The organism is Pseudomonas sp. 1 R 17, assembly GCF_900067035.1.
GTDB classification, from domain to species: domain Bacteria; phylum Pseudomonadota; class Gammaproteobacteria; order Pseudomonadales; family Pseudomonadaceae; genus Aquipseudomonas; species Aquipseudomonas marginalis.
Map to the genome: position 1 here is coordinate 413 of NZ_FKLB01000058.1, position 24,711 is coordinate 25,123.

The following is a 24,711-nucleotide window of genomic DNA, read 5'->3' on the forward strand; positions in this document are numbered from 1 at the left end:
TACCGAGCCTAGGCGAGGTACCGAGTGGTGGGGCGAGAGCCTTTTGGTTACTTTTGGGCTCTTTCCAAAAGTGACCCGCTGTAAGAGCGGAACCCTAAGTGGCCGTGACCGCAGCAACGGATATGTACTCGGTCAAACCCAACGACATGGTCGGCCCGAAGGCCGCCACGGAACCAACCGCCCTCACCACAAAGAGATTTTTCAGCCTGAAAGACAGACTCGCTAGCCAGCGCTTGCGACAACCCCCTGTTCGGTAAACCACCGCTGATCCTTCAGGAACAAGGACCCAGAACTGACCGATCTGTCACCCACGGTTCATAAACCAGACGGAAGGCACTCAAGTCACCTCAAGTTGCAAGTTACAGCGCAGATAACAACTATGTCACTTACATCCGCAACAACGTTCAAGGATCGAACTCATGCCCCAGCGCCAATCCAGCCGCCTGCCTCTTCCCGTTTATCCACGTTTTCGCTGGTTCGCTTTGATCCCGGTCGTGCCCGCCGTGTTGTGGATACTCGTGCAATCAACCTCGCCGGCCAATCTGCTGGCCTGCACGGTACTGGTGCTGATCGGCCTCGGTGCCTGTGCCTGGAGCGCGAGTTCGCAGCGCAACGCGATGCTGCAAGCGCTTGCACTGGCGGAACAGTCAGATGCGCACGCGGTGCACGACGGCATGGCCTCTCGTGCCCAACTCGACGAGGTATTGCTGGGCGCCATGCCCATCTGGGCCAAGCAGGTGGAAAGCTCGCGCCATCAGACCGAAGAAGCGATCGTGAGCCTGGCCAACCGTTTCACCGGGATCGCCGCACGATTGCAGGAGACGGTACAAGCCTCGCAGCACGCGGCCGGTGAACTGGACGGGCAGGCCGCCGACGGCGCGCTTGAGGTGCTGGCACGCAGTGACAGCGAGCTGAGCCAGGTGATCAATTCGCTCAAGGCCACCCAAACCAGCCGTGACCAGACCCTGGCCCAGGTCCGCAGCCTGACCGCCTATACCGGCGAACTGCGGACCATGGCCGCCGATGTGGCGGCGATTGCCGCGCAAACCAACCTGCTGGCCCTCAACGCCGCCATCGAGGCGGCGCGTGCCGGCGAGGCCGGGCGCGGTTTTGCGGTGGTGGCCGACGCGGTGCGCAGCCTGTCGAGCAAATCCAGTGAAACCGGCCAGCAGATGTCGGCCAAGGTCGACATCATCAACAACGCCATTACGCAATTGGTCCAGGCCGCGTCCAGCAGTGCCGACCAGGACAGCCATTCGGTGGCCGAGTCCGAAAACAGTATTCAAGTGGTGCTCGAACGCTTCCAGAACATCACCGGGCGCCTGGCCGAATCCGCCGATCTGCTCAAGCAGGAAAGCTACGGCATCCGGGATGAGATGACCGAAGTGCTGGTCAACCTGCAATTCCAGGACCGGGTCAGCCAGATCCTCAGCCACGTGCGCGACAACATGCACGCCCTGCATGAGCACCTCCTGCAGGCCAGCCAGGCCCCGGACCAGCCGGTGGCCGTCGACGCCCGCCAATGGCTGGCGCGCATGGAAGCCACCTATGCCACCGACGAGCAACGGCGCCTGCACCATGGAGAGGCGGCCGTCCAGCAGAATTCTCAAGACATCACCTTCTTTTAGGAGCACATCATGGCGAAGAGTGTATTAGTGGTCGACGACTCCAGCAGCGTGCGGCAAGTGGTCGGCATAGCCTTGAAAAGCGCCGGTTACGACGTCATCGAGGCCAGCGACGGCAAGGATGCCCTGGGCAAGCTGACCGGGCAGAAAGTGCACCTGATCATCAGCGACGTGAACATGCCCAACATGGACGGCATCACCTTCGTCAAGGAGGTCAAGAAGCTGGCCAACTACAAGTTCACCCCGATCATCATGCTCACCACCGAGTCCCAGGAGTCGAAAAAGGCCGAGGGCCAGGCCGCCGGCGCCAAGGCCTGGGTGGTCAAGCCGTTCCAGCCTGCGCAGATGTTGGCAGCTGTGTCTAAACTGATCCTGCCTTGATCCCGGCGCCAGGGAGGCTCCCATGCCGATTACCACTGAAACACTCGACGACACTGCCCAGGTGCGCATTGACGGCGAGCTTACGATCTACACCGTAGCGGAACTGGCGGCGGCGCTGCTGCCGCAGATGGGCGCGGCACCCCGCCTGGAGCTGGACCTGTCTGAGGTCACGGAAATGGATGGCGCCGGCTTGCAGTTGCTCGCGGTCATCCGGCGTGAGGCCGGTAATGCCGGCATAGCCTTGAGCGTGACCGGCCAGAGCCAGGCGGTCACGCAGGCGCTCCAACTGTGTCGCAGCGCGGCCTCATAGCCAGCGCTTCCCAGGTTTTTTGATCGACAAGGAAAGTCACGGTGAGCATCAATCTCGATCAGGCACAGCAGACATTCATCGTAGAGGCTCGCGAGCTGTTGCAGGCCATGGAGCAATCCCTGCTGCAATTGGAAAGCGAGCCCGGCGACCAGGATGCCATCGGCGCGATTTTCCGCGCCGCGCACACCATCAAGGGTTCGGCGGGCCTTTTCGGCCTGGCGTCGATCGTGGGGTTCACGCATATCGTCGAAGACGTGCTTGACCGCCTGCGCGAAGGCAGTGTGGCGGTGGACGCCGCCTTGATCGCGCTGCTGCTCAAGTGCGGCGACCACATGCTCGAACTGGTCGAAGTGGTCGCCAACCGCGGTGAGGTGCCGACGCCTGCCGCTCTGGAGCGCGGCGAGGTATTGCGCGAGGCGCTGAGTGCCTACCAGCCGATGCGAACCGCCGTTGCCAGCGTCGAAACCGCCGAGGTGACCGACGACGTGGCGGTCGAAGTGCTTTGGCATATTTCCCTGCGCTTCGGCACGGATGTGTTCCGTAATGGCATGGACCCGCTGTCATTTCTGCGCTACCTCGAGACCTTGGGGCAGTTGATACAGGTCGCCACCCTGACCGACAGCATCCCGCCCATGGACAGCTGGGACCCGGAAAGCTGCTACCTGGGTTTCGAGATCGACCTGCGCTCGACGGCCAGCCACGCCACCCTCAACGAAGTGTTCGACTTTGTGCGTGACGACTGTGAAGTGCACATCAGTGCCGTCGACGAAGCGCCCGATAGCACAGCGGCCATTGCTGGCGAGTTGGTCACGCCGGTCGAGCCGGGCCTTGTGACCGCCGCACCCCAGCGTCCGGCAGCCAGCGAGGCGAAAACCCGCGACGGCAATTACGTGCGCGTCAACGCTGACAAGCTCGACGAGTTGATCAATCTGGTTGGCGAACTGGTCATCGCCAGCGCCGGCGCGAGCCTGCTGGCCCGGTCCTGTAACAACGACCCGTTGCACGAGGCCTCCTCGACGGTATCGGGGCTGGTGGAAGAGATCCTCGATGGCGCCCTGCATTTGCGCATGATCCCCATCGGCGACACATTCAACCGCTTCCGCCGCGTGGTGCGCGATATCAGCCAGGAACTGGGCAAGGACATCGAACTGAGCATCAGCGGCGCGGAAACCGAACTGGACAAGACCGTGGTCGAGAAGATCGGCGACCCGCTGATGCACCTGTTGCGCAACGCCATGGACCACGGCATCGAAAGCGCCGATGCGCGGCGTGCGGCCGGCAAGTCGGCCAAGGGGCATCTGAGCCTCAATGCCTACCACGACTCGGGGAGCATCGTCATTGAGATCGCCGACGACGGCGCCGGCCTCAACCGCGAACGCATCCTGCAAAAGGCCCAGGAACGCGGGCTGGTGGCCAGCGGTGCGGTGCTCAACGACCAGGAGATCTACAACCTGATCTTCGAGGCGGGGTTCTCCACCGCCGAGGCGGTGACCAACCTGTCCGGGCGCGGCGTCGGCATGGACGTGGTCAAGCGCAATATCACCCTGTTGCGCGGCACCGTCGACCTCGACAGCCGTCCCGGCCAGGGCACCGTGGTGCGCATTCGCTTGCCGCTGACCCTGGCGATCATCAATGGGTTCCTGGTCGGCATCGACCAATCCACCTACGTGATTCCCCTGGACATGGTCCAGGAGTGTATCGAGCTGGATGAACAGCAGCGCCAGTCCAGTCGCGACACGGGTTATCTGGACCTGCGTGGCGAGGTGTTGCCGTTGGTGCACCTGCGCGACCACTTCAGCCACGAAGGCCCCGCGACCCGACGCCAGAATGTGGTGGTGGTGCGTTACGCCGAGCATAAGGCCGGGCTGGTGGTGGATGACCTGCTCGGCGAGTTCCAGACCGTGATCAAACCCCTGGGCAAGTTGTTCGGTGCACTGCGTGGCATCAGCGGCTCGACCATATTGGGCAGCGGCGCGGTGGCCCTGATCCTGGATGTACCGGTACTGCTCAACCAAATCGTACAACTGGAAGCCCGCACGGCCCAGGCGCCTCAGTCGCCACCGGCCGTCGCTCGCTGACGCATTTGCAATTCCATGGAGGTTCCCCGATGAAATGGTTCTACGATCTTAAGATTTCCACCAAGTTGATCTGTTCATTCCTGGTGGTCCTGGCGCTCACTGGGGCCATGGGCGGCTTCGCCATCCTCCAGCTCGGTGCCGTCAACCAGGCCGCCCAGGACATCAAGGGCAACTGGATGCCCTCCATGCGTGCCGCGGCAGGCATGCGTTTTTTTGCCGCCAACTATCGCTTGAAAGAGAACCGCCACATCGGCACCGAGATTGCCGAGGAAAAGGCCCAGGCCGAACGCGAGGCCGCTGATGCGCGTCAACAGTTCGAAACCCGCATGGTCAACTACGAGCAGTTGCTGTCGAACGATGAAGATAGGCAACTCCTGGCCAGTGTGAAAAGCGCTTGGGACGCCTACCTGGCATCCAGCAAGCTGTTGCTTGAATTTTCCCGCCAGAACCAGGAAGCCCAGGCGCGCGGTTTGCTCAGGGGAGAATCCAAGGGGCATTTCGATGAGGTGACGGCCCGTCTGCAGAAAATGGTCGAGCTCAATGATGCCGGCGCAACGGCCGCAGGTGACAAGGGCTCGGCGCTGTATGAAAGCGCGCGGGTGTCGATCATCGCGGTACTGGTCGCGGCCCTGTTGATCGGCCTGGGCCTGGCGATGTTCATCGCGCGGATCATTTCCCGCCCATTGCGCCAGGCCGCGAGCGCCGCCGAGCAATTGGCCGAAGGCAACCTCAACGCGCACATCGAGCCGGGCGGGAAGGATGAAACCGGCATGGTGCTCAACGCCATGCGCAACATGGTCGGCAAGCTCGCCCATATTATCGGCGAAGTGCGTAACGCCGCCGACAACCTGGCCAGCGCCTCCGAGGAAGTCAGCGCCACCGCGCAATCGATGAGCCAGGCCACCAGTGAACAGGCCGCCAGCGTCGAGGAAACCAGTGCGTCGGTCGAGCAGATGAGTGCCAGCATCAACCAGAACACCGAAAACGCCAAGGTCACCGATGGCATGGCCAGCAAGGCCGCCAAGGAAGCCACCGAGGGCGGCGAATCGGTGCAGCAGACCGTGGTGGCGATGAAGAAAATCGCCCAGCGCATCAGCATCATCGATGACATCGCCTACCAGACCAATCTGCTCGCGCTCAACGCCGCCATCGAGGCCGCTCGGGCCGGCGAGCACGGCAAGGGATTCGCCGTGGTGGCCGCCGAAGTGCGCAAGTTGGCCGAACGCAGCCAGGTTGCCGCCCAGGAAATCGGTGAACTGTCCTCCAGCAGCGTGGACATGGCCGAGAAGGCCGGCAAGTTGCTCGACGAAATGGTGCCCTCCATCAACAAGACGTCCGACCTTGTGCAGGAAATCAGCGCCGCGTCCGAGGAACAGGCCGCCGGTGTCGCGCAGATCAACACTGCGATGACCCAGCTCAACCAGGTAACCCAGCAAAATGCCTCGAGCAGCGAGGAACTGGCGGCCACGGCGGAAGAAATGAGCAGCCAGGCCGAGCAACTGCAACAGGCCATGAGCTTTTTCGTGCTGGATTCAGCGCCCAAGGCCGCAGTTCAAAGCAACAGCGTGGACAGCCCGGGCAGCAAGCCCAACCGTCAGGCGCCACAGCCGAAACCACCGGCGCAGCGCAAGGCGTTCGCCTACACCATGGCCAGTGCCCCGGACGAAGCGGATTTCACCCGCTTCTGATCCCACGATCAATACGGGCCTACTAGGGAGAGTGACATGGGTGCAGCAATGACGACTCGGCAGACCGCAGCAGCGGTCGATGAGGATGCGCAGTATCTGACCTTCATGCTCGGCGGTGAAATGTTCGCCATCGGCATTCTGGGGATCAAGGAAATTATCGAATACGGCAGCCTGACCGTGGTGCCGATGATGCCCGCGTTCGTACGCGGAGTGATCAACCTGCGCGGCGCGGTGGTGCCGGTGGTCGACCTGTCGGCGCGCTTTGGCCGGGCCAACTCGGCGATCACCCGGCGCTCCTGCGTGATCATCATCGAGGCGAGTACCGAAGATGGCCAGGCCCAGGACATCGGGCTGCTGGTCGATACGGTGTCTGCGGTGCGGGAGATTCCGGCGACGCAGATCGAGCCGCCACCCAACTTCGGCGCACGAATTCGCGCCGATTTCATCAGCGGCATGGCCAAGGTCGACGGCAAGTTCGTGATCGTGCTGGAGGTGGACAAGGTGCTGTCCATCGATGAGATGTCCAGCCTCGCCGAGGCCGGCCAGGCGCCGGCCCTCGACCTCGACCCGCGTTGAGACCCGACCATGGCAGACACCGTGTCCATCGATGACCATGAATTCGGTCAGTTCCAGACCTGGCTGTACCGCGCGGCGGGCATCAACCTGTCGCCGACCAAGAAAGCCCTGGTGGCCGGGCGCCTGTTCAAGCGCCTCAAGCACTATGAGCTGCACAGCTATGGTGAGTATTTCAAGCTGATCATGAATGACCAGCGCAAGGGCGAACTGCAGGTTGCGCTGGATTTGCTGACCACCAACGAAACCTATTTTTTTCGCGAGCCCAAGCACTTCGACTTCCTGCGTCAGCACGTGCTGCCCCGGGCCGCGCCGGGCAAGGTGTTTCGCGTGTGGAGCGCGGCCAGCTCCTCCGGTGAAGAACCCTACAGCCTGGCGATGACCTTGGCCGAAAGCCTCGGCAGCACGCCCTGGGAAGTGGTCGGCTCGGACATCAGCTCCCAAGTGCTGGCCAAGGCGCGCACCGGCCATTACTCCCTGGAACGCACCGAGACATTGCCCCAACCGCTGCTGGCCAAGTACTGCCTCAAGGGCATTGGTCGCCAGGAGGGCACCTTGCTGATCGACAAGGCCTTGCGTAGCCGCGTCAATTTTGTCCAGGTCAACCTTAACGAAGCGCTGCCAGCCCTGGGTGAGTTCGAGGTGATTTTCCTGCGCAACGTGATGATTTATTTCGACCAGCAGACCAAGAGCCAGGTGGTCGCGCGCCTGTTGCCGCTGCTCAAGCCGGGCGGTTACCTGATCATCAGTCACTCGGAAAGCCTCCACGGTGTCAATGACACCTTGAAACTGGTGGCTCCGTCGATTTACCGCAAGCCATGAAAAAGCCCGTCGGTACGGCCGAAGTGGTATTGGCGCCTGGCCAGGTCAGCTTTGCGACGCGGCAGACGCGCCTGCGCACCTTGCTTGGTTCCTGCGTGGCGATCACCTTTTGGCACCCGCAACGGCTGATTGGCGGCATGTGTCACTTCATGCTGCCGGGGCGCGTGCGCGACCGTCAGCCCCTGGACGGCCGATATGCCGACGAAGCCCTGGAGCTGCTGCTGCGCCACGCCGAGATCAATGGCACGCATGCACAGGATTACCAGGTCAAATTGTTCGGCGGCGGCAAGATGTTTCCCCAGCTGTGCCGCCTGCCGACGCAGGACGTGGCCAGCCTGAATATTCGCGCGGCGCTGGCCCTGGCCGAGCGCTATCACCTGCACCTGACGGCCCAGGACATGGGCAGTACCGGTTACCGCACGATCATGTTCGACCTGTGGAACGGCAACGTCTGGGTCCGGCACCAACCAATGGGAACAATTCAACAAGATGCCTACCAAAAAAATCAGTGTGCTGCTGGTCGATGATTCGGCCGTGGTGCGCCAGGTACTGCTGGCGATTCTCAGCGATACGCCGGATATCCACGTCATGGGCGCCGCCTCCGACCCGATTTTCGCCATGGACAAACTCGCCCGGGAATGGCCGGATGTGATCGTGCTGGACGTGGAAATGCCGCGCATGGACGGCATCACCTTTCTCAAGAAAATCATGAGCGAACGGCCGACGCCGGTGGTGATCTGCTCCTCGCTGACCCAGAAAGGCGCGGAAACCTCCCTGCAGGCGCTGTCGGCGGGCGCGGTGGAAATCATCACCAAGCCCACTACCGGGTTGAAGAATTTCCTGATCGAGTCGGCGGCCGAGCTGGTGGCCGCGATCCGCGCCGCAGCAAATTCCAACGTCAGGAACCTGGGCAAGCGCAGCGCCAGCCCGGCGCCGGCACTGGCCCCGGCCAGCAAGCTCACCGCAGATGCGATCCTGCCTGCCGCAAATGGCCATGCCATGGCACAGACCACCGAGCGTATCGTCGCCATCGGCACGTCCACCGGCGGTACCCAAGCGTTGGAGGCGGTTCTGACGGCACTGCCGAGGGTGTGCCCAGGCATGGTGATCGTGCAGCACATGCCGGAAAAGTTCACCGCCTCGTTTGCCGAACGCCTCAACAGCGTATGCGAGATCGAGGTGCGCGAAGCGCGCAACAACGACCGCATCCTGCCGGGCCTGGCCCTGATCGCGCCGGGTGGCAAGCACCTGATGGTGACTCGCAGCGGCGCCTATTATCACGCCCAGGTCATTGATGGGCCCTTGGTCAACCGGCACCGTCCATCCGTGGATGTGCTGTTTCGCTCGGTGGCCAAGTTCGCCGGCAGGAACGCCACCGGCATCATCATGACCGGCATGGGCGACGACGGCGCGCGCGGGCTCAAGGAGATGCTCGAGGCCGGCGCCGCCACGGTGGCCCAGGACGAGGCCAGTTGCGTGGTGTTCGGCATGCCCAAGGAGGCCATCAAGCTGAATGCCGCCCAGCGCATCATGGCGCTGGAGGATATCCATCAGGCGATCTTGTATAAGTGACGTCGCGCGCCGGCTTTTGCGCTGCGCCAGAATCCGCGGCGTGGGCTACTGACGACCACTGATCCGCAGCCGCACAACCCCGATTGAATTTTCCCCATGCCCGCAGGCTCTGCATTTTAGACGCGTGTGCTGTTGAGCGCGCTTGCGGGGCCTCCTTGTCGGGAGGCCTGGTTGGATCGGACTTTGCGGAAACTGCCATCATGACGCTTCTCACAGCGCTGTCGGGCCAGCCGGCCTCCATCACCCAACCGGGTCAGTATCAGTGGTTGTACCAACACCTGTATGGCGAAACCCCTGGCGCTGAAGAGGTTGCGCGGGAGTTTCTACGCACGCACTTGGCGCAGGTGCGCGACGCGCCCAGTGAGTTGCCGCAGATGCCCGAACAACTGCCGGCCTGGATCGAACAGCGCTGCGCCGACGTGGCCCAGGCCTATGCCGATTACCTGGAGCAACGCCAGCAAGGCCGGCCACGTCGTTATTTCCAGAACAAGGCCCATGCGCTGTATTTCCTCCAGCGCGTGGCACCGACCAAACAGGTCGACGGTGCCTGGCTCAATGGCCTGCTGCGCTATTGGCACGACCCGCGCTTCGACGGCCTGCTCACCACCTATCTCGAAGAGCTGGGTGACGGCGAAGCGGCGCAGAACCATGTGGTGATCTACCGCAAATTACTCAGCGAGCATGATGCCGACAGCGACGCCGGCCTTGAGGACGACCATTACCTGCAAGGCGCCCTGCAACTGGCGCTGGGCCTGTGCGCCGACGACTTCCTGCCGGAGATCATCGGTTTCAACCTCGGTTATGAGCAGTTGCCGTTGCACCTGCTGATCACCGCGTATGAGCTGAGCGAACTGGGCATCGACCCGTATTACTTCACCCTCCACGTCACCATCGACAACGCCAGCAGCGGCCACGCCTGCAAGGCCGCGCAGTCGGTGTTGAACCTGCTGCCGCTGGGGGAGGGCAGGGAGGACTTCTATCGCCGGGTGGCCGAGGGGTATCGCCTGAATGACCTCGGCCCAGGGACCTGCGCGGTTATCCACGACTTCAACCTGAATGACGAAGTGGTCGCCATGCTTGAACGCAAGCGCACGTTCGGCCAGCACATGCATTCGGATTACTGCCGCTTCGAAGGCAAGACCGTCAACCAATGGCTGGCGCGGCCGGGGCAGATCGGCGCCTTTCTCCAGGCCCTGGAAGACAAGGGCTGGATCAAGCGCAACCAGGATCCGGCCGAGAGCCGCTTCTGGCAGTTGATCGAAGGTGCGGGCGCGGCGATGTTTGGCGTGTTCAGCGGCTATGAGAAACAGCTGCTGCGCGATTGGATCGCGGGTGATTGGATCAGCGCTCAACGTATGGCGCCCGTGCGGCCCGGACGCGGCAGCCGCTTCTCCCGCGAGCAGCATCGCCCGTCCGACCCGGACACCCAGGCGCTGGTGGATTCGCTGTGGAACCTGCCCGATGAGCAGCAGCTCAATGCGCTGATCCCGTGGCTGTCGGCGCGGCGTCACTGCACGCCCGCCGGGTTGTATGCCACTCGCTGCTTTATCCAACTGCGTGCGCGCCTGCGCTAAGGAAATCCTCCATGTCTGCACAACAACTCGCCGACCGCGCCCTGCTGAACCTGGGCCGGGGGTTGAAGGAAAATGGCTACCGCTTCATCACGCCAACGCCCTTGACCCATGAACGGTTTTTCCAGCGCCAGGGGGCGCCGCTGGCGAAGGACCTGCGGGATGTCTTCGGCTGGTCGCTGCCGTTTGACCGCGAGCTGTTGCCGGAGGCGTTTCGAGAGGAGCTGCAGCAGGCCGATGTGGTCGAAAAACACGAGGCGCTGTGGCGCAGTGCGGTGCGTTGGTCGAGCCTGGACGACCTGCTGTTTGCCCACTCGGCATACCCCACCACGCAAGCGGAAGCGGTGTTTTTCGGGCCTGACAGCTATCGGTTTGCCCAACTGATCGAAGCCCATCTGCAACAGCGCGTCGAGCCGATCAAACGCGCCGTGGACATCGGCTGCGGCGCCGGTGTGGGCGCGCTGGTGGTCGCCCGTGCGCGGCCTGACGCCGAGGTGCTGGCGGTGGACATCAACCCGCGCGCCTTGCGCCTGACGGCAGTGAATGCCGAGCTGGCCGGGCTGGCGAACGTCACCGCGTACCACAGCGATGTACTGGGCAGCGTCGAAGGCACGTTCGACCTGATCGTCGCCAACCCGCCCTATATGAACGACGACCGCCAGCGTGCCTACCGGCATGGCGGCGGGGCACTGGGCGAGCAACTGTCGGTGCGCATCGCCGGCGAGGCCGTTGGGCGCCTGGCCCTGGGCGGCAGCCTGGTGCTCTACACCGGCGTGGCGATTGTCGCCGGGGAGGATCCGTTCCTGGCCGCCGTCAAGCCGTTGCTGGGCAGCGATGCCTTTGGGTGGGCCTACCGCGAACTTGACCCCGATGTGTTCGGCGAAGAGCTGGAAAAGCCCGGCTATGAGCGTGTGGAGCGGATCGCCGTGGTGGCGCTCACCGTCACCCGTTTGCGCTGACGCTCATCTATCCCCCGTAGCAGCTGCCGAGCGCAAGCGAGGCTGCGTCAGGCGCGCTGCCGATTCAGGTTCTAGTCGCGGCCGACGCAGCCTCGCTTGGGCTCGACAGCTGCTACGCGACGATTTGATTCAGGGAGAAGGTGTCAGGCCGTGGCTTGTGGCTGCAGGTGCAACTCGCCGTCGACATCCTTGGCCAAACCACTGGCCAGAAACAGCGGCACCAGGCGCTTGTGCAACTGCGGCTCGACAAATTCCTTCACCGTCTCCAGCGCCAGCGGGCCACTCGAAGGCAGCTCAGCCTTGGTGAAGGACAACCAGGCCTTTTTCAGCGCCATCAACACATCACTGCCCGCCGTGGAGGCAAAGCGGCGCTGGGTCGGTTTGCCGTCGAAGCTGAAGGTGTGCTGGAACGCGTAGCCGGTTTCGTCACCGCCGCTGGCGGTGCAGCGTATGCAGGTGCACGGGCCGTCGCCGAAAGCGCTGCGCAGGTAGCTGTTGAAGTCCACCACGGGTTTGAGTGACAGGCGCTTATCCACCTCGAACAGGTCCCCGGTCATTTTTTCGTCAGTGTTCAACGTGCATGTCCTCGCAGTGTGCGGCAGTTTTTTCAAAGCGCGGCACGATACCAGCCGCGCGCCGTTTTAGGGGTATTCGCATAACAATAGACCCAGATATTCTTTTGCTGTCTAAAAAACCGCGGCTACGCTCCATCACCTTCTCGAAAACGCGGCAGATTCCCCATGACGTTCAAGCGTTCCTCCCTGACTCTCCTGGCCGCGTCCCTCGCCGCCGCCAGCGTCTTGCTCAGCCCTGGTGCCCAGGCCGAAGGCAAGATCAGCATCGCCCAGCAATTCGGCATCGGCTACCTGATCCTCGATGTGGTGCGCGACCAGCACCTGATCGAAAAACACGGCAAGGCCCAGGGCCTGGACATCCAGGTGGAATGGAACAGCATTTCCGGCGCCACCGCCATGAACGAATCGCTGCTGGCCGGCGCCCTGGATGTGGTGTCCGCCGGTGTGCCGCCGATGCTAACCCTGTGGGACCGTACCAAGGGCAAACAGAACGTCAAGGCCATCGCCTCCTTGGGCTCGATGCCCAACTACCTGCTGACCAACAACCCCAAGGTAAAGACTCTCAAGGACTTCACCGAGAAAGACCGCATCGCCGTGCCCGCTGCTGGGGTGGGTTTCCAGTCGCGGACCTTACAGATTGAAACCGCCAGGCAGTTCGGCGATGCCAACTACAAGAAGTTCGATGACATCTCCATCAGCCTGGCCCACCCCGATGCCACCGCCGCGTTGATTGCCGGTGGTTCGGAGATCAACGCGCACTTCTCCAGCCCGCCGTTCCAGTACCAGGAACTGTTGAACCCCAATGTGCACAAGGTGCTCAGTTCCTACGACATCCTTGGCGGTCCGGCGACGTTCAACGTGCTGTACACCACGCAGAAATTCCACGACGAAAACCCCAAGACCTACCAGGCGTTCTACGCCGCGCTGGCCGAAGCCGAGCAGATCATCAAGGCTGACAAACCCGCAGCGGCCAAGGCGTACATCCGCGTAGAACAGTCCAAGCTGCCGTTGGACCTGGTGGAAAAAATCGTCCAGGACCCGGAAATCGATTTCACTATCGTGCCGCAGCGTACCTATATCTATGCCGAGAAATTGCAGGAATTGGGCGTACTGAAAAACAAGGCGGCGAGCTGGAAGGACTACTTTTTCGAAGAGGCTCATGGCGGTAACGGCAGCTGATCTGTAAACCGCCCTCCCACATTTGGATCTCCACAATGCCTATACCGCATTCAAGCTGCGCTTGATCCAGTCATACAAGTCATTCCCCTCGCTCGACAACTCACTGTTGGCTCGCCGGCACAGGTAGTACTGGCGGCCATCATTGACCTCCAGATCAAACAGCTTCACCAGCTCGCCACTGGCCACATGGGGCGCTACCAGCGGCGCGCGCAGCAGCGCGCAGCCCAGGCCGGTGAGGGTGGCGGTGAGTGCCAGTTGGCCGTCTTCGAGCAGCAAGCCATTCAGCGCCGTGGTGTCGACCTCGGCTGCCTCGAACCATTGGCCCCAGGTGCCGCGTTCTTCATCGTGCAGCAACGGCAGTTCGCTCAAGGCCTGGGGCGTGTCGATGGGGCCGTGTTGGGCGAGAAAGCTGCGGCTGCAATAGGGGGTCACCGCGCCGGAGATCAGGGGTTCGCTGTGATAGCCCGGCCAGTGCCCGGTGCCGAAGCGAATCGACAGGTCGGCGGCATCGCTGGGGTAGCTGCGGTGGTTGGCGTAGGTCACGTTGATGTCCAGCGCCGGGTGGTCTTTGAGGAAGTTCTCCAGGCGCGGGATAAACAGGTTGATGCCAAACAGCGGGATCAGGCTGATGGTCACCTGGCGGGTGGCGCTTTTCTCGCGCACATGTTCGGTGGCGCTGCGCAGCACGGCAAAGGCCGAGCGGATGGCACGGTAATACTCGCGCCCTTCATCGGTGAGCACCAGGTTGCGGCCCTGGCGCAGGGTCAGCGGCTGCTGCAGGAAGTCTTCCAGCAGGTGCAGTTGATGGCTGATGGCAGAGGCGGACACGTCCAGCTCGCGTGCGGCAGCATTCACCCCGCCATGGCGCGCAAACGCTTCGAACGTCCGCACGGCACGCAGGGGAGGGTCATTGGCTAACTGTTCTGATTTATTCATGTATTGAATTAAATACCAAGTTTTAGCCCAAATAAAGAGCCATAAGTGCCGTATTTGCGGCACAAATACCCTGTAATTGCTTTGGCATAACCCTATAACTTTCTGATATTTGATAAAAACAGAATAGATGCTTAGTGTGCCGCCCTTGTACGCACTGAGGTCGACGGTCTTCATGGATGGGTTTATCCAACAACTGCTCAACGGCTTGATGACGGGCAGTCTCTACGCGCTGGTGGCCCTGGGGTACACCATGGTCTACGGCATCCTGCGCATCATCAACTTCGCCCACGGCGATGTGCTGATGATCGGTGCGCTCGTGGGCTTGTCGATGATTCGCCTGTTGCAGGCGACCTGGCCGGCGTTGCCACCGCTGCTGGTGTTGCTGACGGCCACCCTGGTCGCCATGGCATTTTGTGCGGTGCTGGCGGTGGTGATCGAGCGCGTCGCTTATCGCCGGTTGCGTCACGCGCCGCGCCTGGCGCCGTTGATCAGCGGCATCGGGGTGTCGCTGCTTTTGCAAACCATCGCGATGCTGGTCTGGACCCGTAACCCGCAAATGTTCCCGCAACTACTGCCGCTGGAACCCATCGAAGTACTGCCCGGGGTCTCCGCGCACCCGGCTGTCACCAACGCCACGGCCCTCACCACCATCGCCATTGCGCTATCAGTGATGGTCGCGCTGCTGGTGCTGGTCGAGCGCACGCGCTTTGGCCGGGCCATGCGTGCCGTGGCGGAAAACCCCCAGGTCGCGAGCCTGATGGGCATCAACCCGAATCGGGTTATCGTGCTCACCTTCGCCATCGGCGGCGCCCTGGCGGCATTGGCCGGGGTAATGATGGCCAGCAACTACGGCAGTGCGCATTTCTACATGGGCTTTCTGCCGGGGATCAAAGCCTTCACCGCTGCAGTGCTGGGCGGTATCGGCAACCTCAAGGGCGCCATGCTCGGCGGTCTGTTGCTGGGGCTGATCGAAGCCCTGGGCACCGGCTATCTGGGCGCCGCCACCAACGGGGTGTTCGGCAGCAATTATCAGGATGTGTTTGCCTTTATCGTGCTGATCGCGGTGCTGGTGTTCCGTCCTTCCGGGCTGTTGGGCGAACGTCTGGCGACCCGCGCATGATCAACGCACTCACCTCCAATCAACGCGCCAGCCTGGGCCTGCTGCTGTTCGCCGTGGCCTTGGTACTGGCACCGTGGATCGTCGGCCACGCCGGTGGCAACACCTGGGTGCGGACCCTGGATTTTGCCCTGCTGTACATCATGCTCGCCCTTGGCCTGAACATCGTGGTCGGTTATGCGGGTCTGCTGGACATGGGTTTCATCGCGTTCTACGCGGTGGGCGCCTATCTGGCCGCGTTGCTGTCGTCGCCCCATTTGCTGCAACAGTTTCCAGCCTTGGCGGCGTTGCTGCCGGCGGGCATGCACACCTCGATCTGGTTGATCCTGCCCCTGGGCGCCTTGCTCGCGGCGGGGTGCGGCATGGTGTTGGGTGCGCCGACCTTGCGCCTGCGCGGCGACTACCTGGCCATCGTCACCCTGGGCTTTGGCGAGATCATCCGTATCCTGCTGCGCAACCTCGACCGCCCGGTGAATATCACCAATGGCCCCAAAGGCATCGCCCAGGTCGATCCAGTGAACCTGCTCGGCGTGAACCTGGGCCGTACCCAGGAACTGTTCGGCCTGCGCCTGCCGTCGGTGTACCTCTATTACTACCTGTTCGCCGCGCTGGTGGTGCTGATTCTGTTTGCCTGCATTCGCCTGGAGCACTCGCGCATCGGCCGTGCCTGGGTGGCGATCCGCGAGGACGAAGAAGCGGCCCAGGCCATGGGCGTGAACACCGTGCGCCTCAAGTTGCTGGCGTTTGCGATTGGCGCCGCGTTCGGCGGGGTGAGCGGCGCGCTGTTCGCCTCGTTCCAGGGTTTTGTCTCGCCGGAATCGTTCACCCTCAACGAGTCCATTGCGGTGCTGGCGATGGTGGTGCTCGGCGGCATGGGCCATATCCCGGGGGTGATCCTCGGCTGCGTACTACTGGCGGTGTTGCCTGAAGCGTTGCGCGCGAGCATGGGCCCGTTGCAGCAGGCGTTGTTCGGCCAAGTGCTGGTGGACCCGGAAATCATCCGCCAACTGTTCTACGGCCTCGCGTTGATCCTGGCGATGCTCTATCGACCCGCCGGGCTGTGGCCCAAAGGAGTGGCACGATGAACGCACCTCTGCTGCAGATTGACCAGGTCAACAAACACTTCGGGGGCGTGGCGGCGTTGACCGATGTGAGCCTGAGTATCCAGGCCGGCGAAATCTACGGGCTGATCGGCCCCAACGGCGCGGGCAAGACCACCTTCTTCAATGTCATGACCGGCCTCTATACCCCGGATTCCGGGCGCTTCCAGCTCGATGGCCGGGAGTACCAGCCGACCAGCGTGCATCAGGTGGCCGAAGCCGGCATTGCCCGCACGTTTCAGAATATCCGCTTGTTCAATGCCATGAGCGCCCTGGAAAACGTCATGGTCGGGCGCCATGTGCGCACCCGCAATGGCCTGTGGGCCGCCTTGAGCCGGCATCGTCGTGCTCGCGACGAGGAAGCCCAAACCCGTGCCCACGCCCATCGCCTGCTGGCGTATGTCGGGCTGGCGGGGTTCGCCCATTATCGCGCCGACAGCTTGAGCTACGGCCATCAGCGCCGCCTGGAAATCGCCCGCGCATTGGCCACCGAACCGCGCCTGCTGGCCCTGGATGAGCCGGCGGCGGGTATGAATGCCAGTGAAAAAGTGCAGTTGCGCGGCCTGCTGGAAAAGATCCGCGACGACGGCCATACCCTGCTGTTGATCGAGCACGACGTGAAGCTGGTGATGGGCGTATGCGACCGCATCAGCGTGCTCGATTACGGCCAAGTCATCGCCGTAGGGCCACCCGTCGAAGTGCGCCAGCACCCGGCAGTGATCCAGGCCTACCTGGGAGCCAGTGCCAATGTCTGAAGCCTTGTTGAACGTCGAGGGTTTGCAGGTGCGCTACGGCGCCATCGAGGCGGTCAAATCCCTGGATTTGCACATTGCCGAGGGTGAGCGCGTCACGCTGATCGGTGCCAACGGTGCGGGCAAGACCTCCAGCCTCAAGGCTCTGACGGGTCTGCTGCCGGCCAGTCAGGGTGCAATCCGCTTTGCCGGGCGTTCGATCCTCGGCCAGGCGCCGGACCAGTTGCTGCGCCAGGGCATCGCCATGGTTCCGGAAGGGCGCGGGATTTTTGCGCGCATGAGCGTGCTGGAGAACCTTCAGTCCGGTGCGTTTGTGCGCCGTGACAACGAGCAGGTGCAGCGCGAAATGCGCCAGCTGTTCGAACACTTCCCGCGCCTGGAAGAGCGCCTGCAGCAGTCCGCCGGCCTGCTCTCGGGCGGTGAGCAACAGATGCTCGCCCTGGCCCGTGCGCTGCTGTCACGCCCGCGTTTGCTGATCCTCGATGAGCCGTCCATGGGCCTGGCGCCGATCATGGTGGAAAAAATCTTCCAGGTGATCGATGACGTGTGTCGCCAGGGCATGACCCTGCTGTTGGTGGAACAGAATGCACGGCTGGCCCTGCAAGTGACCGACCGTGCCTATGTGATGGACACCGGCCGCATCAGCCTCAGCGGGCCCTCTGCTGATTTGCTTGAACACCCCGAGGTGCGCAGCGCCTACCTCGGTGAATAACGGCTCGATGAAAAAACACCCATGACGCTACCGGACGCCCGGCGTGTTCCGACCCGCCCGAAAAGAAACAGGAACGACTGATGAAGACTTTCAACAAAACCGCACTGATTGGCCTGGCCCTGAGCAGCCTGGCGAGCGCCATGGCCCAGGCCGACCAGACCGTGCTGATCGGCCTGGCCGGTCCCTTGACCGGGCCCTCGGCACGGATTGGTAAAGACCTGGAAAATGGCGCGCAACTGGCCATCGACCAGGCTAACGCCAAGCACCCGACAATCAATGGTGAGGCGGTGACCTTCAAGCTGGTGTCCGAAGACGACCAGTCCGACCCGCGCACCGCCGTGACCGTTGCCCAACGCCTGGTGGATGAGGGCGTGGTCGGCGTGGTCGGCCACTGGAACACCGGCACCAGCATCCCGGCGGCGCGGGTCTACCACGACGCCGGTATCGCCCAGGTGGCGCCAGTCGCTACCGGGCATGCCTACACCCAGCAGGGCTTCGACACCAGCTTTCGCATCATGGGCCACGACGACGATGGCGGCCAGGTGGCCGGCCGCTATGCGTTGAACACCTTGAAAGCCCAGCGTATTGCCGTGATCGACGACCGCACCGCATTCGGCCAGGGCCTGGCGGACCAGTTCGTCAAATCCATCGAGGCCGGTGGTGCCAAGGTGGTTGCCCGCGAATACGTGGACGACAAGACCATCGACTTCAGTGCCGTGCTGACCAATATTCGTAGCCAGAACCCTGACCTGATCTTCTTCGGCGGCGTCGACGCCCAGGCTGCACCGCTGGCCCGGCGTATCAAGCAGTTGGGGATCAAGGCACCGCTGATGGGCGCCGGTGGGTTTGTCAGCCAGACTTTCCTGCAACTGGCGCAGAACGAAGGCGAGGGCGTGATTGCCTTGGAGCCGGGCCTGGCGATTGCGCAGATGCCGGGTGGCAAGGCGTTCGAACAGGCCTATAAAGAACGCTACAAAACCGCGATCGAACTGCATGCACCGTTTGCCTATGACGGCGTTGGTGTGTTGGTGGCGGCCATCGAGAAGGCCGGATCCACCGACCCACAGAAGTACCTGCCGGTGCTGCGCGCCATCAGCTATCCGGGCGTGACTGGCACGATTGCGTTCGATGCCGAGGGCAACTTGAAGCAACCGTCGTTCACCGTTTACCAGGTCAAGGCCAATCAATGGCAGCCGGTGAGTGTGGCGGGCGGCCAATAAACCCACCCCCTCTGCAGGTGCGAGCTGGCTCGCTCCTGCAAGGGTCAATGGAGAGATGCAATGAGCAAACTGGAAGGTGAACTGGGCATCCTTGCCCGGCGCCGGATCGAGGCGGAAATCATCAAGCCCATCTACGAGATCCTCAAGCGCGAGCAGGGCAAGGACTTTGCCGCCGCCGTGATCGGCGAAGCCGTGGGCAATGCGGCGATCCAGGCCGGCAAGCATTTTGCCGCACTGGAAGAGCAGGGCGCCGACCTCAAGAGCTTTGTGGAGTTGCAAGTGCTGTGGGAGAAGGATGACGCGCTCAAGGTCGAGATCATCGCCAGCGATGCCGAGCACTATGACTACGACGTCAAGCGCTGCCGCTACGCCGAGATGTACCACGAGATGGGCCTGGGCGAGATCGGCCACTTGCTGTCGTGCAACCGCGACGAGCTGTTTATCGTCGGCTACAACCCGGACATCGAACTGACCCGCACCCAGACCATCATGGGCGGCGCGCACCACTGCGACTTCCGTTATCGGGCCAAACCCCATGAGTAACCTGGCACGGGTCAACGGCGAACGCCTGTGGGCTTCGTTGATGGAGATGGCGCAGATCGGTGCCACCGAAAAGGGCGGTGTGTCGCGCCTGGCATTGACCGACGAGGACCGGCGTGGCCGCGATCTGTTCGTGCACTGGTGCACTGCGGCCGGTTGCACGGTACGGGTGGACGCCATGGGCAATATATTTGCGCGTCGCGCCGGGCGCCATGACCACCTGGCACCGGTGATGACCGGCTCCCACGGCGATTCCCAACCCTTCGGCGGCAAGTACGACGGCATCTATGGCGTACTCGCCGGAGTGGAAGTGCTGCGCACCCTGAACGACCTGGGGATTGAAACCGACCGGCCCATCGAAGTGGTCAACTGGACCAACGAAGAGGGCTCGCGCTTTGCCCCGGCGATGATTTCCTCCGGCGTCTACGCTGGCGTGTTCGACCTGGAATACGGGTTGTCCCGTGTGGACAAGGCCGGCGTGACCATCGGCCAGGCCTTGCAGCAGATCGGCTATGCCGGCCCCCACCCGGTGGGTGGCCAGGCGGTGCATGCCGCCTTTGAACTGCATATCGAACAAGGCCCGATCCTCGAAGCCCAGGGCATCACCATTGGCGTGGTCACCGGTGCCCAGGGCCAGCGTTGGTACGAAGTCGAATTGAGCGGGCGCAGCGCCCATGCCGGCACCACCCCGATGGACCATCGCCTGGATGCGCTGCTCGGTTTTGCCCGTGTGGTCGAGGCCGTGAATGGGCTGGGCCTGGAGCAGGGCGCGGAAGGACGGGCCACGGTGGGCATGGCGAATATCTTTCCCAACTCGCGCAACGTGGTGCCGGGACGGGTGTTTTTCAGCGTGGAATTCCGGCACCCGGACGAGGCCGTGCTGGCACGCCAGGACCGGCAATTGCGCGACGCCGTGGCGCACATCGCCGAAGGCATCGGCTTGCAGCACAGCGTTAAGCAGATCTTCCAGTACGCACCGATTGCCTTCGACAGCGATTGTGTAGAGGTGGTACGCGCGTCCGCCGAGGCGTTGGGCTACAGCCATCGGCCGATGATCTCCGGCGCCGGGCACGACGCCTGCTACCTGAACCAGGTGGCGCCGACCGCGATGATCTTCGTACCGTGCGTGGACGGGCTGAGCCATAACGAAGCGGAGGAGATCTTCCCCGAGTGGTCGACGGCAGGGGCGGATGTGTTGCTCCAGGCCATCCTGGCCAAGGCTGGGATCTGAAGGTACATACAAGTCTGATGTGGGGGGAGCAAACTCCCTCTAGACGCGCTACGTCGAAGAGGTAGGGGGGCCTCCCCACAGTGATTCTTCATCGTCGGTGAGGTCAGCGGAAGAACTCACCGGGCGTGGCATCGAACTGCTGCCGAAACGCGTTGATGAACGCCGAGGTGGACTCATAGCCACAATTCAACGCCACATCGGTGACCCGTTCGCCTTGCTCCAGGGCGGGCAGGGCGCTCAATAACCTTAAACGCTGGCGCCAGGCTCGAAATGTCAGGCCGGTGTCCTTCAAAAACAGGCGGCTCAGCGTCTTTTCGCTGACCCCCAGTTTCTCGCTCCAGTGTCCCAGGGTAGTTTGCTGTTCCGGGCGCAGGCTCAAGCTGCGGTAGATCTGTCGCAACCTTGGGTCATGGGGCAATGGCAGCATCAAGTCGACCTTGGGCGCTGCGGCGAGTTGATCGAGCACTACCTGGACCAGGCGCCCATCCGGCCCGTCCTCGGCATATTCCACCGGCAACTCGCTGAAGCTGCGGATCAACTCGCGCAGCAGGCTGCTCACCTCCAGCACCTGGCAGCGTTCGGCGGCCCAACTGGTGACGCTGCAATCGAGGTACAGGCTGCGCATCTCGGTGTGGGGCGAGCTGTACACCCGATGCGGCATGCCCGCGGGGATCCACACCGCCCGCTGGGGCGGTGCGACGAAGCGGCCGGCGCTGGTCTGGATCTCCAGCACCCCGGAAATGGCGTAGGACAATTGCACCCACGGGTGGCTGTGCCGGCGGGTCAGGGCGCGGTTGGGCAGCGATTCGGTGCGCCCATACACCGGCCGTGGCAGGCTGGAAAGCCCAGGCACACTGCGGCGTACGGTATTGGCATGTCCTTTAGGCGGCATTTACTGGCTCATTGGCGTTAGTCGGTAACAAAGCGTTACGTTAGAGTCGCCATGACGCTCTTGGCAACCCCCGGAAGATTCGCTTATGACTCGCCCCCGTTTTCTGCCCGACAACTTCACCCTGACCTTGATCGCCACGGTGATCCTCGCCTCCCTGCTGCCCGCCAGCGGCCAGACCGCCGTGGCCTTCGGCTGGGTCACCAACCTGGCCATCGCGCTGTTGTTCTTCTTGCACGGCGCCAAGCTGTCGCGCCAGGCCATCGTCGCCGGCGCGGGCCATTGGCGCCTGCACCTGCTGGTGTTCAGCCTGACCTTTGTGCTGTTCCCGCTGTTGGGCCTGGCGCTCAAACCGGTGTTGTCGCCGCTGATCGGCAAAGACCTGTACATGGGCATGCTTTATCTCTGCGCCTTGCCTGCCACGGTGCAATCGGCGATTGCCTTTACTTCGTTGGCACGGGGCAATATCCCGGCGGCGATCTGCAGCGCGGCGGCCTCCAGCCTGTTCGGCATCTTCCTCACGCCATTGCTGGTGACGTTGTTGCTCAATGTGCATGGCGAAGGCAGCTCCACCGTCGATGCGATCCTGAAAATCAGCGTGCAACTGCTGCTGCCGTTTATCGCCGGGCAGATCGCCCGCCGCTGGATCGGCGCATGGGTGGGGCGCAATAAAGCCTGGCTGAAGTTCGTCGACCAGGGTTCGATCCTGCTGGTGGTGTACGGCGCGTTCAGCGAAGCGGTCAACGAAGGCATCTGGCACCAGATCCCGCTGTGGGAACTGGGCGGCCTGGTGGTGGCCTGCTGCGTGTTGCTGGCCTTGGTGCTGGTGGCGTCCACCCTGTTGGGCAAGGCTTTTGGCTTTAATCAGGAAGACCGCATCACCATCCTGTTCTGCGGCTCGAAGAAGAGCCTGGCCACGGGTGTGCCGATGGCCCAGGTGCTGTTCGCCGGGGCGAGCATGGGCGTGCTGATTTTGCCCTTGATGCTGTTTCACCAGATCCAGTTGATGGTCTGTGCGGCGTTGGCGCAGCGTTATGCCAAGCGGCCGGAGAGCATTCCGGAGTTGATGGCGCAGGTGGATCCTTAACCGTTTGTTGCGCTAGGACGAATAACCTCAAGTTAGTGCCTTTGCTGACGACTTACTTCCTAATAGCCCAGGAAGGAGTATCAGCATGCGTATCAACGGTTTTTCGGCAGCTACCTGTCTCCTTTGCCTTTGGGCAAGCACCTGCGGCGCGGCGCAGCCGGCGGGTCAAGGCACCATCAGGTTCACGGGCAGCATTGTCGAACCCTTGTGTGCGACAAATGCGCACAGCGGTGCCCGGATGGACGTGACAGGTTGCCCGAGCGCCAGCCGTGGCAATCGGTTCGATGTCCGCAGTATGGCGCCGGTCGCCAGCGTCAACGGGGCCAGTCTGCGGCTGGTGGCGGACAGCGGCAGCGGGCGTTATTACGACCAGACGTACCTGTTGGTGGACAGCCTCGGCCAGCCGATCCAGTCAGGCAACTACGTGGTCACCATGACGGCACCGTGACAAAACTGAGGGTATTTTGAGGGGGATGAGCATCAACAGACGGCCGATAAACCTATAGAATGCCAGGCGGCGGCGCTTGTCCTGGGTGGCCGCTTGATCATCGCCAGAGTACCTCGCCCTTCAATGAGCATTTCAGCCGCAACCCCCCAAGCCAACTGGCAACCGGTCATCGCCCTGGCGCTGGCCGCGTTTGTGTTCAATACCACTGAATTCGTCCCCGTCGGCCTGCTCAGCGCCATTGGCGCCAGCTTCGACATGCCCGTGTCCAGCGTCGGCCTGATGCTCACCATTTATGCCTGGATCGTGTCCCTGACCTCGCTGCCGGTGATGCTGCTGACGCGTAACGTCGAGCGACGCAAGCTGCTGATCGTGCTGTTCTGCCTGTTTATCGCCAGCCACATCTTGTCCAGCGTCGCCACCAGCTTCGGCCTGTTGATGGTCAGTCGCGTCGGCATTGCCTTGTCCCATGCACTGTTCTGGTCGATCACCGCGTCCCTGGCGGTGCGCCTGGCGCCGGAAGGCAAGCAGGTGCAAGCCCTCGGACTGCTCGCCACCGGTACGTCCCTGGCGATGGTGCTGGGTATTCCCCTGGGGCGTCTGCTCGGCGAAGCCATGGGTTGGCGCACCACGTTCCTGGTGATCGGCGCGTTCGCCGCCGCCCTGGTGTTCTGGCTGGCGCGCACCTTGCCCTTGCTGCCGAGCCAGAACTCCGGTTCCCTGCGTAGCCTGCCACTGCTGTTCAAGCGTCCGGCGCTGGTGGCGTTGTATGTGCTCACCGCCATGACCGTGACCGCGCAATTCACCGCCTACAGCTACATCGAACCCTTCGTCGAAGGCGTGGCCGGCATGAGCGGCAGCGCGGTGACCCTGATCCTGCTGGTGTTCGGCGGCGCGGGCATCATCGGTTCGCTGTTGTTCAGCCTGGTGCACCGCTTCAACCCCCACCTGTTCGTGGTCGGCGCGGTGTTTATCCTGGCCGCGTGCCTGGCGCTGATGCTGCCGTTGAGCGGTGCCGAGTCGTACCTGGTGATCCTCAGCGTGTTCTGGGGCATGGCGATCATGGGCTTCGGCCTCGCCATGCAATCGAAGGTGCTGGTGCTGGCCCCGGACGCCACCGACGTGGCCATGGCGATGTTCTCCGGTATCTACAACATCGGCATTGGCGGTGGCGCCCTGATGGGCAGTTGGGTCGGCAGCCACTTCGGCTTCGCCTGGGTCGGCCTGGCGGGCGGGTTGCTGGCGGCGCTGGCATTGATCGGGTATTGCCTGGCGATTCGCAAGTTTGGGACGGGTGTCGCGCAAAGCTGAGGCAGGAGCGAGCCTGATCGCTCCTGGCATTTATGCTC

Annotated in this window: 25 protein-coding genes; 22 read left to right on the plus strand and 3 right to left on the minus strand. The window is 62.8% G+C overall.

The annotated features are described in order from the left end of the window. The first annotated feature begins 716 nt into the window (after window positions 1-716). From BFP99_RS20915 to BFP99_RS20965, 11 genes are all read left to right on the plus strand, one after another. Window positions 717-1,628 carry a methyl-accepting chemotaxis protein gene (locus BFP99_RS20915; RefSeq protein WP_370671246.1) on the plus strand — a complete coding sequence of 304 codons (912 nt, stop codon included), beginning with the start codon at window positions 717-719 and terminating at the stop codon, window positions 1,626-1,628. Between the two features lie 9 nt (window positions 1,629-1,637). Beyond that, window positions 1,638-2,006: a response regulator gene (locus BFP99_RS20920; protein ID WP_027607294.1), complete on the plus strand. Its 369-nt coding sequence runs from the start codon at window positions 1,638-1,640 to the stop codon at window positions 2,004-2,006. A gap of 22 nt (window positions 2,007-2,028) precedes the next feature. Beyond that, the gene (locus BFP99_RS20925; RefSeq protein WP_065924560.1) at window positions 2,029-2,316 is read left to right on the plus strand and encodes an STAS domain-containing protein; all 288 of its coding nucleotides are present in this window, start codon (window positions 2,029-2,031) and stop codon (window positions 2,314-2,316) included. A gap of 41 nt (window positions 2,317-2,357) precedes the next feature. Further along, a complete protein-coding gene (locus tag BFP99_RS20930; protein WP_065948069.1) occupies window positions 2,358-4,394 on the plus strand; it encodes a chemotaxis protein CheA in 2,037 nt (678 codons plus the stop codon). Window positions 4,395-4,423: 29 nt separating this feature from the next. Next, window positions 4,424-6,082: a methyl-accepting chemotaxis protein gene (locus tag BFP99_RS20935; RefSeq protein WP_065948070.1), complete on the plus strand. Its 1,659-nt coding sequence runs from the start codon at window positions 4,424-4,426 to the stop codon at window positions 6,080-6,082. Window positions 6,083-6,118: 36 nt separating this feature from the next. Beyond that, window positions 6,119-6,658: a chemotaxis protein CheW gene (locus tag BFP99_RS20940; protein WP_027607290.1), complete on the plus strand. Its 540-nt coding sequence runs from the start codon at window positions 6,119-6,121 to the stop codon at window positions 6,656-6,658. 9 nt (window positions 6,659-6,667) lie between these two features. Further along, entirely contained in the window at window positions 6,668-7,477 is an 810-nt protein-coding gene (locus BFP99_RS20945) for a CheR family methyltransferase (protein ID WP_065924564.1), read from the plus strand. Then, the gene (cheD, locus tag BFP99_RS20950; RefSeq protein WP_065948071.1) at window positions 7,474-8,004 is read left to right on the plus strand and encodes a chemoreceptor glutamine deamidase CheD; all 531 of its coding nucleotides are present in this window, start codon (window positions 7,474-7,476) and stop codon (window positions 8,002-8,004) included. Before BFP99_RS20945 ends, cheD begins: the two co-directional genes overlap by 4 nt. Further along, on the plus strand, window positions 7,967-9,049 hold the full coding sequence (locus tag BFP99_RS20955; RefSeq protein ID WP_065948072.1) for a protein-glutamate methylesterase/protein-glutamine glutaminase: 1,083 nt from the start codon (window positions 7,967-7,969) through the stop codon (window positions 9,047-9,049). The genes cheD and BFP99_RS20955 overlap by 38 nt, the downstream gene beginning before the upstream one ends. Window positions 9,050-9,249: 200 nt before the next feature. After that, window positions 9,250-10,623, plus strand: a complete 1,374-nt coding sequence (locus BFP99_RS20960; RefSeq protein WP_065948073.1) for an iron-containing redox enzyme family protein — start codon at window positions 9,250-9,252, stop codon at window positions 10,621-10,623. Between the two features lie 11 nt (window positions 10,624-10,634). Beyond that, entirely contained in the window at window positions 10,635-11,579 is a 945-nt protein-coding gene (locus tag BFP99_RS20965; protein ID WP_065948074.1) for a class I SAM-dependent methyltransferase, read from the plus strand. 143 nt (window positions 11,580-11,722) lie between these two features. On the opposite strand, the gene BFP99_RS20970 is transcribed toward BFP99_RS20965, so the two are convergent. Then, window positions 11,723-12,154, minus strand: coding sequence for a hypothetical protein (locus BFP99_RS20970; RefSeq protein ID WP_065924569.1), 432 nt, complete (start codon window positions 12,152-12,154; stop codon window positions 11,723-11,725). A 165-nt stretch (window positions 12,155-12,319) separates the two neighbouring features. Here BFP99_RS20970 and BFP99_RS20975 point away from each other — a divergent pair, with 165 nt between their 5' ends. After that, window positions 12,320-13,333 (plus strand): ABC transporter substrate-binding protein, encoded by a 1,014-nt coding sequence (locus BFP99_RS20975; RefSeq protein WP_065924570.1) that lies wholly within the window; start codon window positions 12,320-12,322, stop codon window positions 13,331-13,333. A gap of 39 nt (window positions 13,334-13,372) precedes the next feature. Here the strand turns inward: BFP99_RS20975 and BFP99_RS20980 are convergent, their stop codons facing one another. Further along, window positions 13,373-14,269 (minus strand): LysR substrate-binding domain-containing protein, encoded by an 897-nt coding sequence (locus BFP99_RS20980; RefSeq protein WP_065948075.1) that lies wholly within the window; start codon window positions 14,267-14,269, stop codon window positions 13,373-13,375. Window positions 14,270-14,441: 172 nt separating this feature from the next. Between BFP99_RS20980 and BFP99_RS20985 the strand changes: the two genes are divergently transcribed. From BFP99_RS20985 to BFP99_RS21015, 7 genes are all read left to right on the plus strand, one after another. Next, window positions 14,442-15,389, plus strand: coding sequence for a branched-chain amino acid ABC transporter permease (locus BFP99_RS20985; RefSeq protein WP_065948076.1), 948 nt, complete (start codon window positions 14,442-14,444; stop codon window positions 15,387-15,389). Beyond that, window positions 15,386-16,471: an ABC transporter permease subunit gene (locus tag BFP99_RS20990; RefSeq protein ID WP_065948077.1), complete on the plus strand. Its 1,086-nt coding sequence runs from the start codon at window positions 15,386-15,388 to the stop codon at window positions 16,469-16,471. The genes BFP99_RS20985 and BFP99_RS20990 overlap by 4 nt, the downstream gene beginning before the upstream one ends. Continuing rightward, window positions 16,468-17,241, plus strand: coding sequence for an ABC transporter ATP-binding protein (locus BFP99_RS20995; protein ID WP_065948078.1), 774 nt, complete (start codon window positions 16,468-16,470; stop codon window positions 17,239-17,241). The genes BFP99_RS20990 and BFP99_RS20995 overlap by 4 nt, the downstream gene beginning before the upstream one ends. After that, on the plus strand, window positions 17,234-17,950 hold the full coding sequence (locus BFP99_RS21000) for an ABC transporter ATP-binding protein (RefSeq protein WP_065948079.1): 717 nt from the start codon (window positions 17,234-17,236) through the stop codon (window positions 17,948-17,950). The genes BFP99_RS20995 and BFP99_RS21000 overlap by 8 nt, the downstream gene beginning before the upstream one ends. A gap of 80 nt (window positions 17,951-18,030) precedes the next feature. Then, the gene (locus BFP99_RS21005; RefSeq protein WP_065948080.1) at window positions 18,031-19,170 is read left to right on the plus strand and encodes a branched-chain amino acid ABC transporter substrate-binding protein; all 1,140 of its coding nucleotides are present in this window, start codon (window positions 18,031-18,033) and stop codon (window positions 19,168-19,170) included. A 60-nt stretch (window positions 19,171-19,230) separates the two neighbouring features. Beyond that, a complete protein-coding gene (locus BFP99_RS21010; protein ID WP_065948081.1) occupies window positions 19,231-19,713 on the plus strand; it encodes an L-2-amino-thiazoline-4-carboxylic acid hydrolase in 483 nt (160 codons plus the stop codon). Continuing rightward, a complete protein-coding gene (locus tag BFP99_RS21015) occupies window positions 19,706-20,941 on the plus strand; it encodes a Zn-dependent hydrolase (RefSeq protein ID WP_065948082.1) in 1,236 nt (411 codons plus the stop codon). Before BFP99_RS21010 ends, BFP99_RS21015 begins: the two co-directional genes overlap by 8 nt. A 103-nt stretch (window positions 20,942-21,044) precedes the next feature. Here BFP99_RS21015 and BFP99_RS21020 read toward each other — a convergent pair whose 3' ends face one another. Continuing rightward, complete coding sequence (locus tag BFP99_RS21020; RefSeq protein WP_065948083.1) at window positions 21,045-21,833, minus strand: AraC family transcriptional regulator; 789 nt, start codon at window positions 21,831-21,833, stop codon at window positions 21,045-21,047. An 85-nt stretch (window positions 21,834-21,918) separates the two neighbouring features. Here BFP99_RS21020 and BFP99_RS21025 point away from each other — a divergent pair, with 85 nt between their 5' ends. The 3 genes from BFP99_RS21025 (at window position 21,919) to BFP99_RS21035 (ending at window position 24,673) form a co-directional block, all read left to right on the plus strand. Next, window positions 21,919-22,917, plus strand: a complete 999-nt coding sequence (locus BFP99_RS21025) for a bile acid:sodium symporter family protein (protein WP_027607273.1) — start codon at window positions 21,919-21,921, stop codon at window positions 22,915-22,917. An 85-nt stretch (window positions 22,918-23,002) separates the two neighbouring features. Further along, window positions 23,003-23,365: a hypothetical protein gene (locus BFP99_RS21030; RefSeq protein WP_065948084.1), complete on the plus strand. Its 363-nt coding sequence runs from the start codon at window positions 23,003-23,005 to the stop codon at window positions 23,363-23,365. A 123-nt stretch (window positions 23,366-23,488) separates the two neighbouring features. Continuing rightward, window positions 23,489-24,673 (plus strand): sugar transporter, encoded by a 1,185-nt coding sequence (locus BFP99_RS21035; RefSeq protein ID WP_065924573.1) that lies wholly within the window; start codon window positions 23,489-23,491, stop codon window positions 24,671-24,673. The last annotated feature ends 38 nt before the right edge of the window (window positions 24,674-24,711 follow it).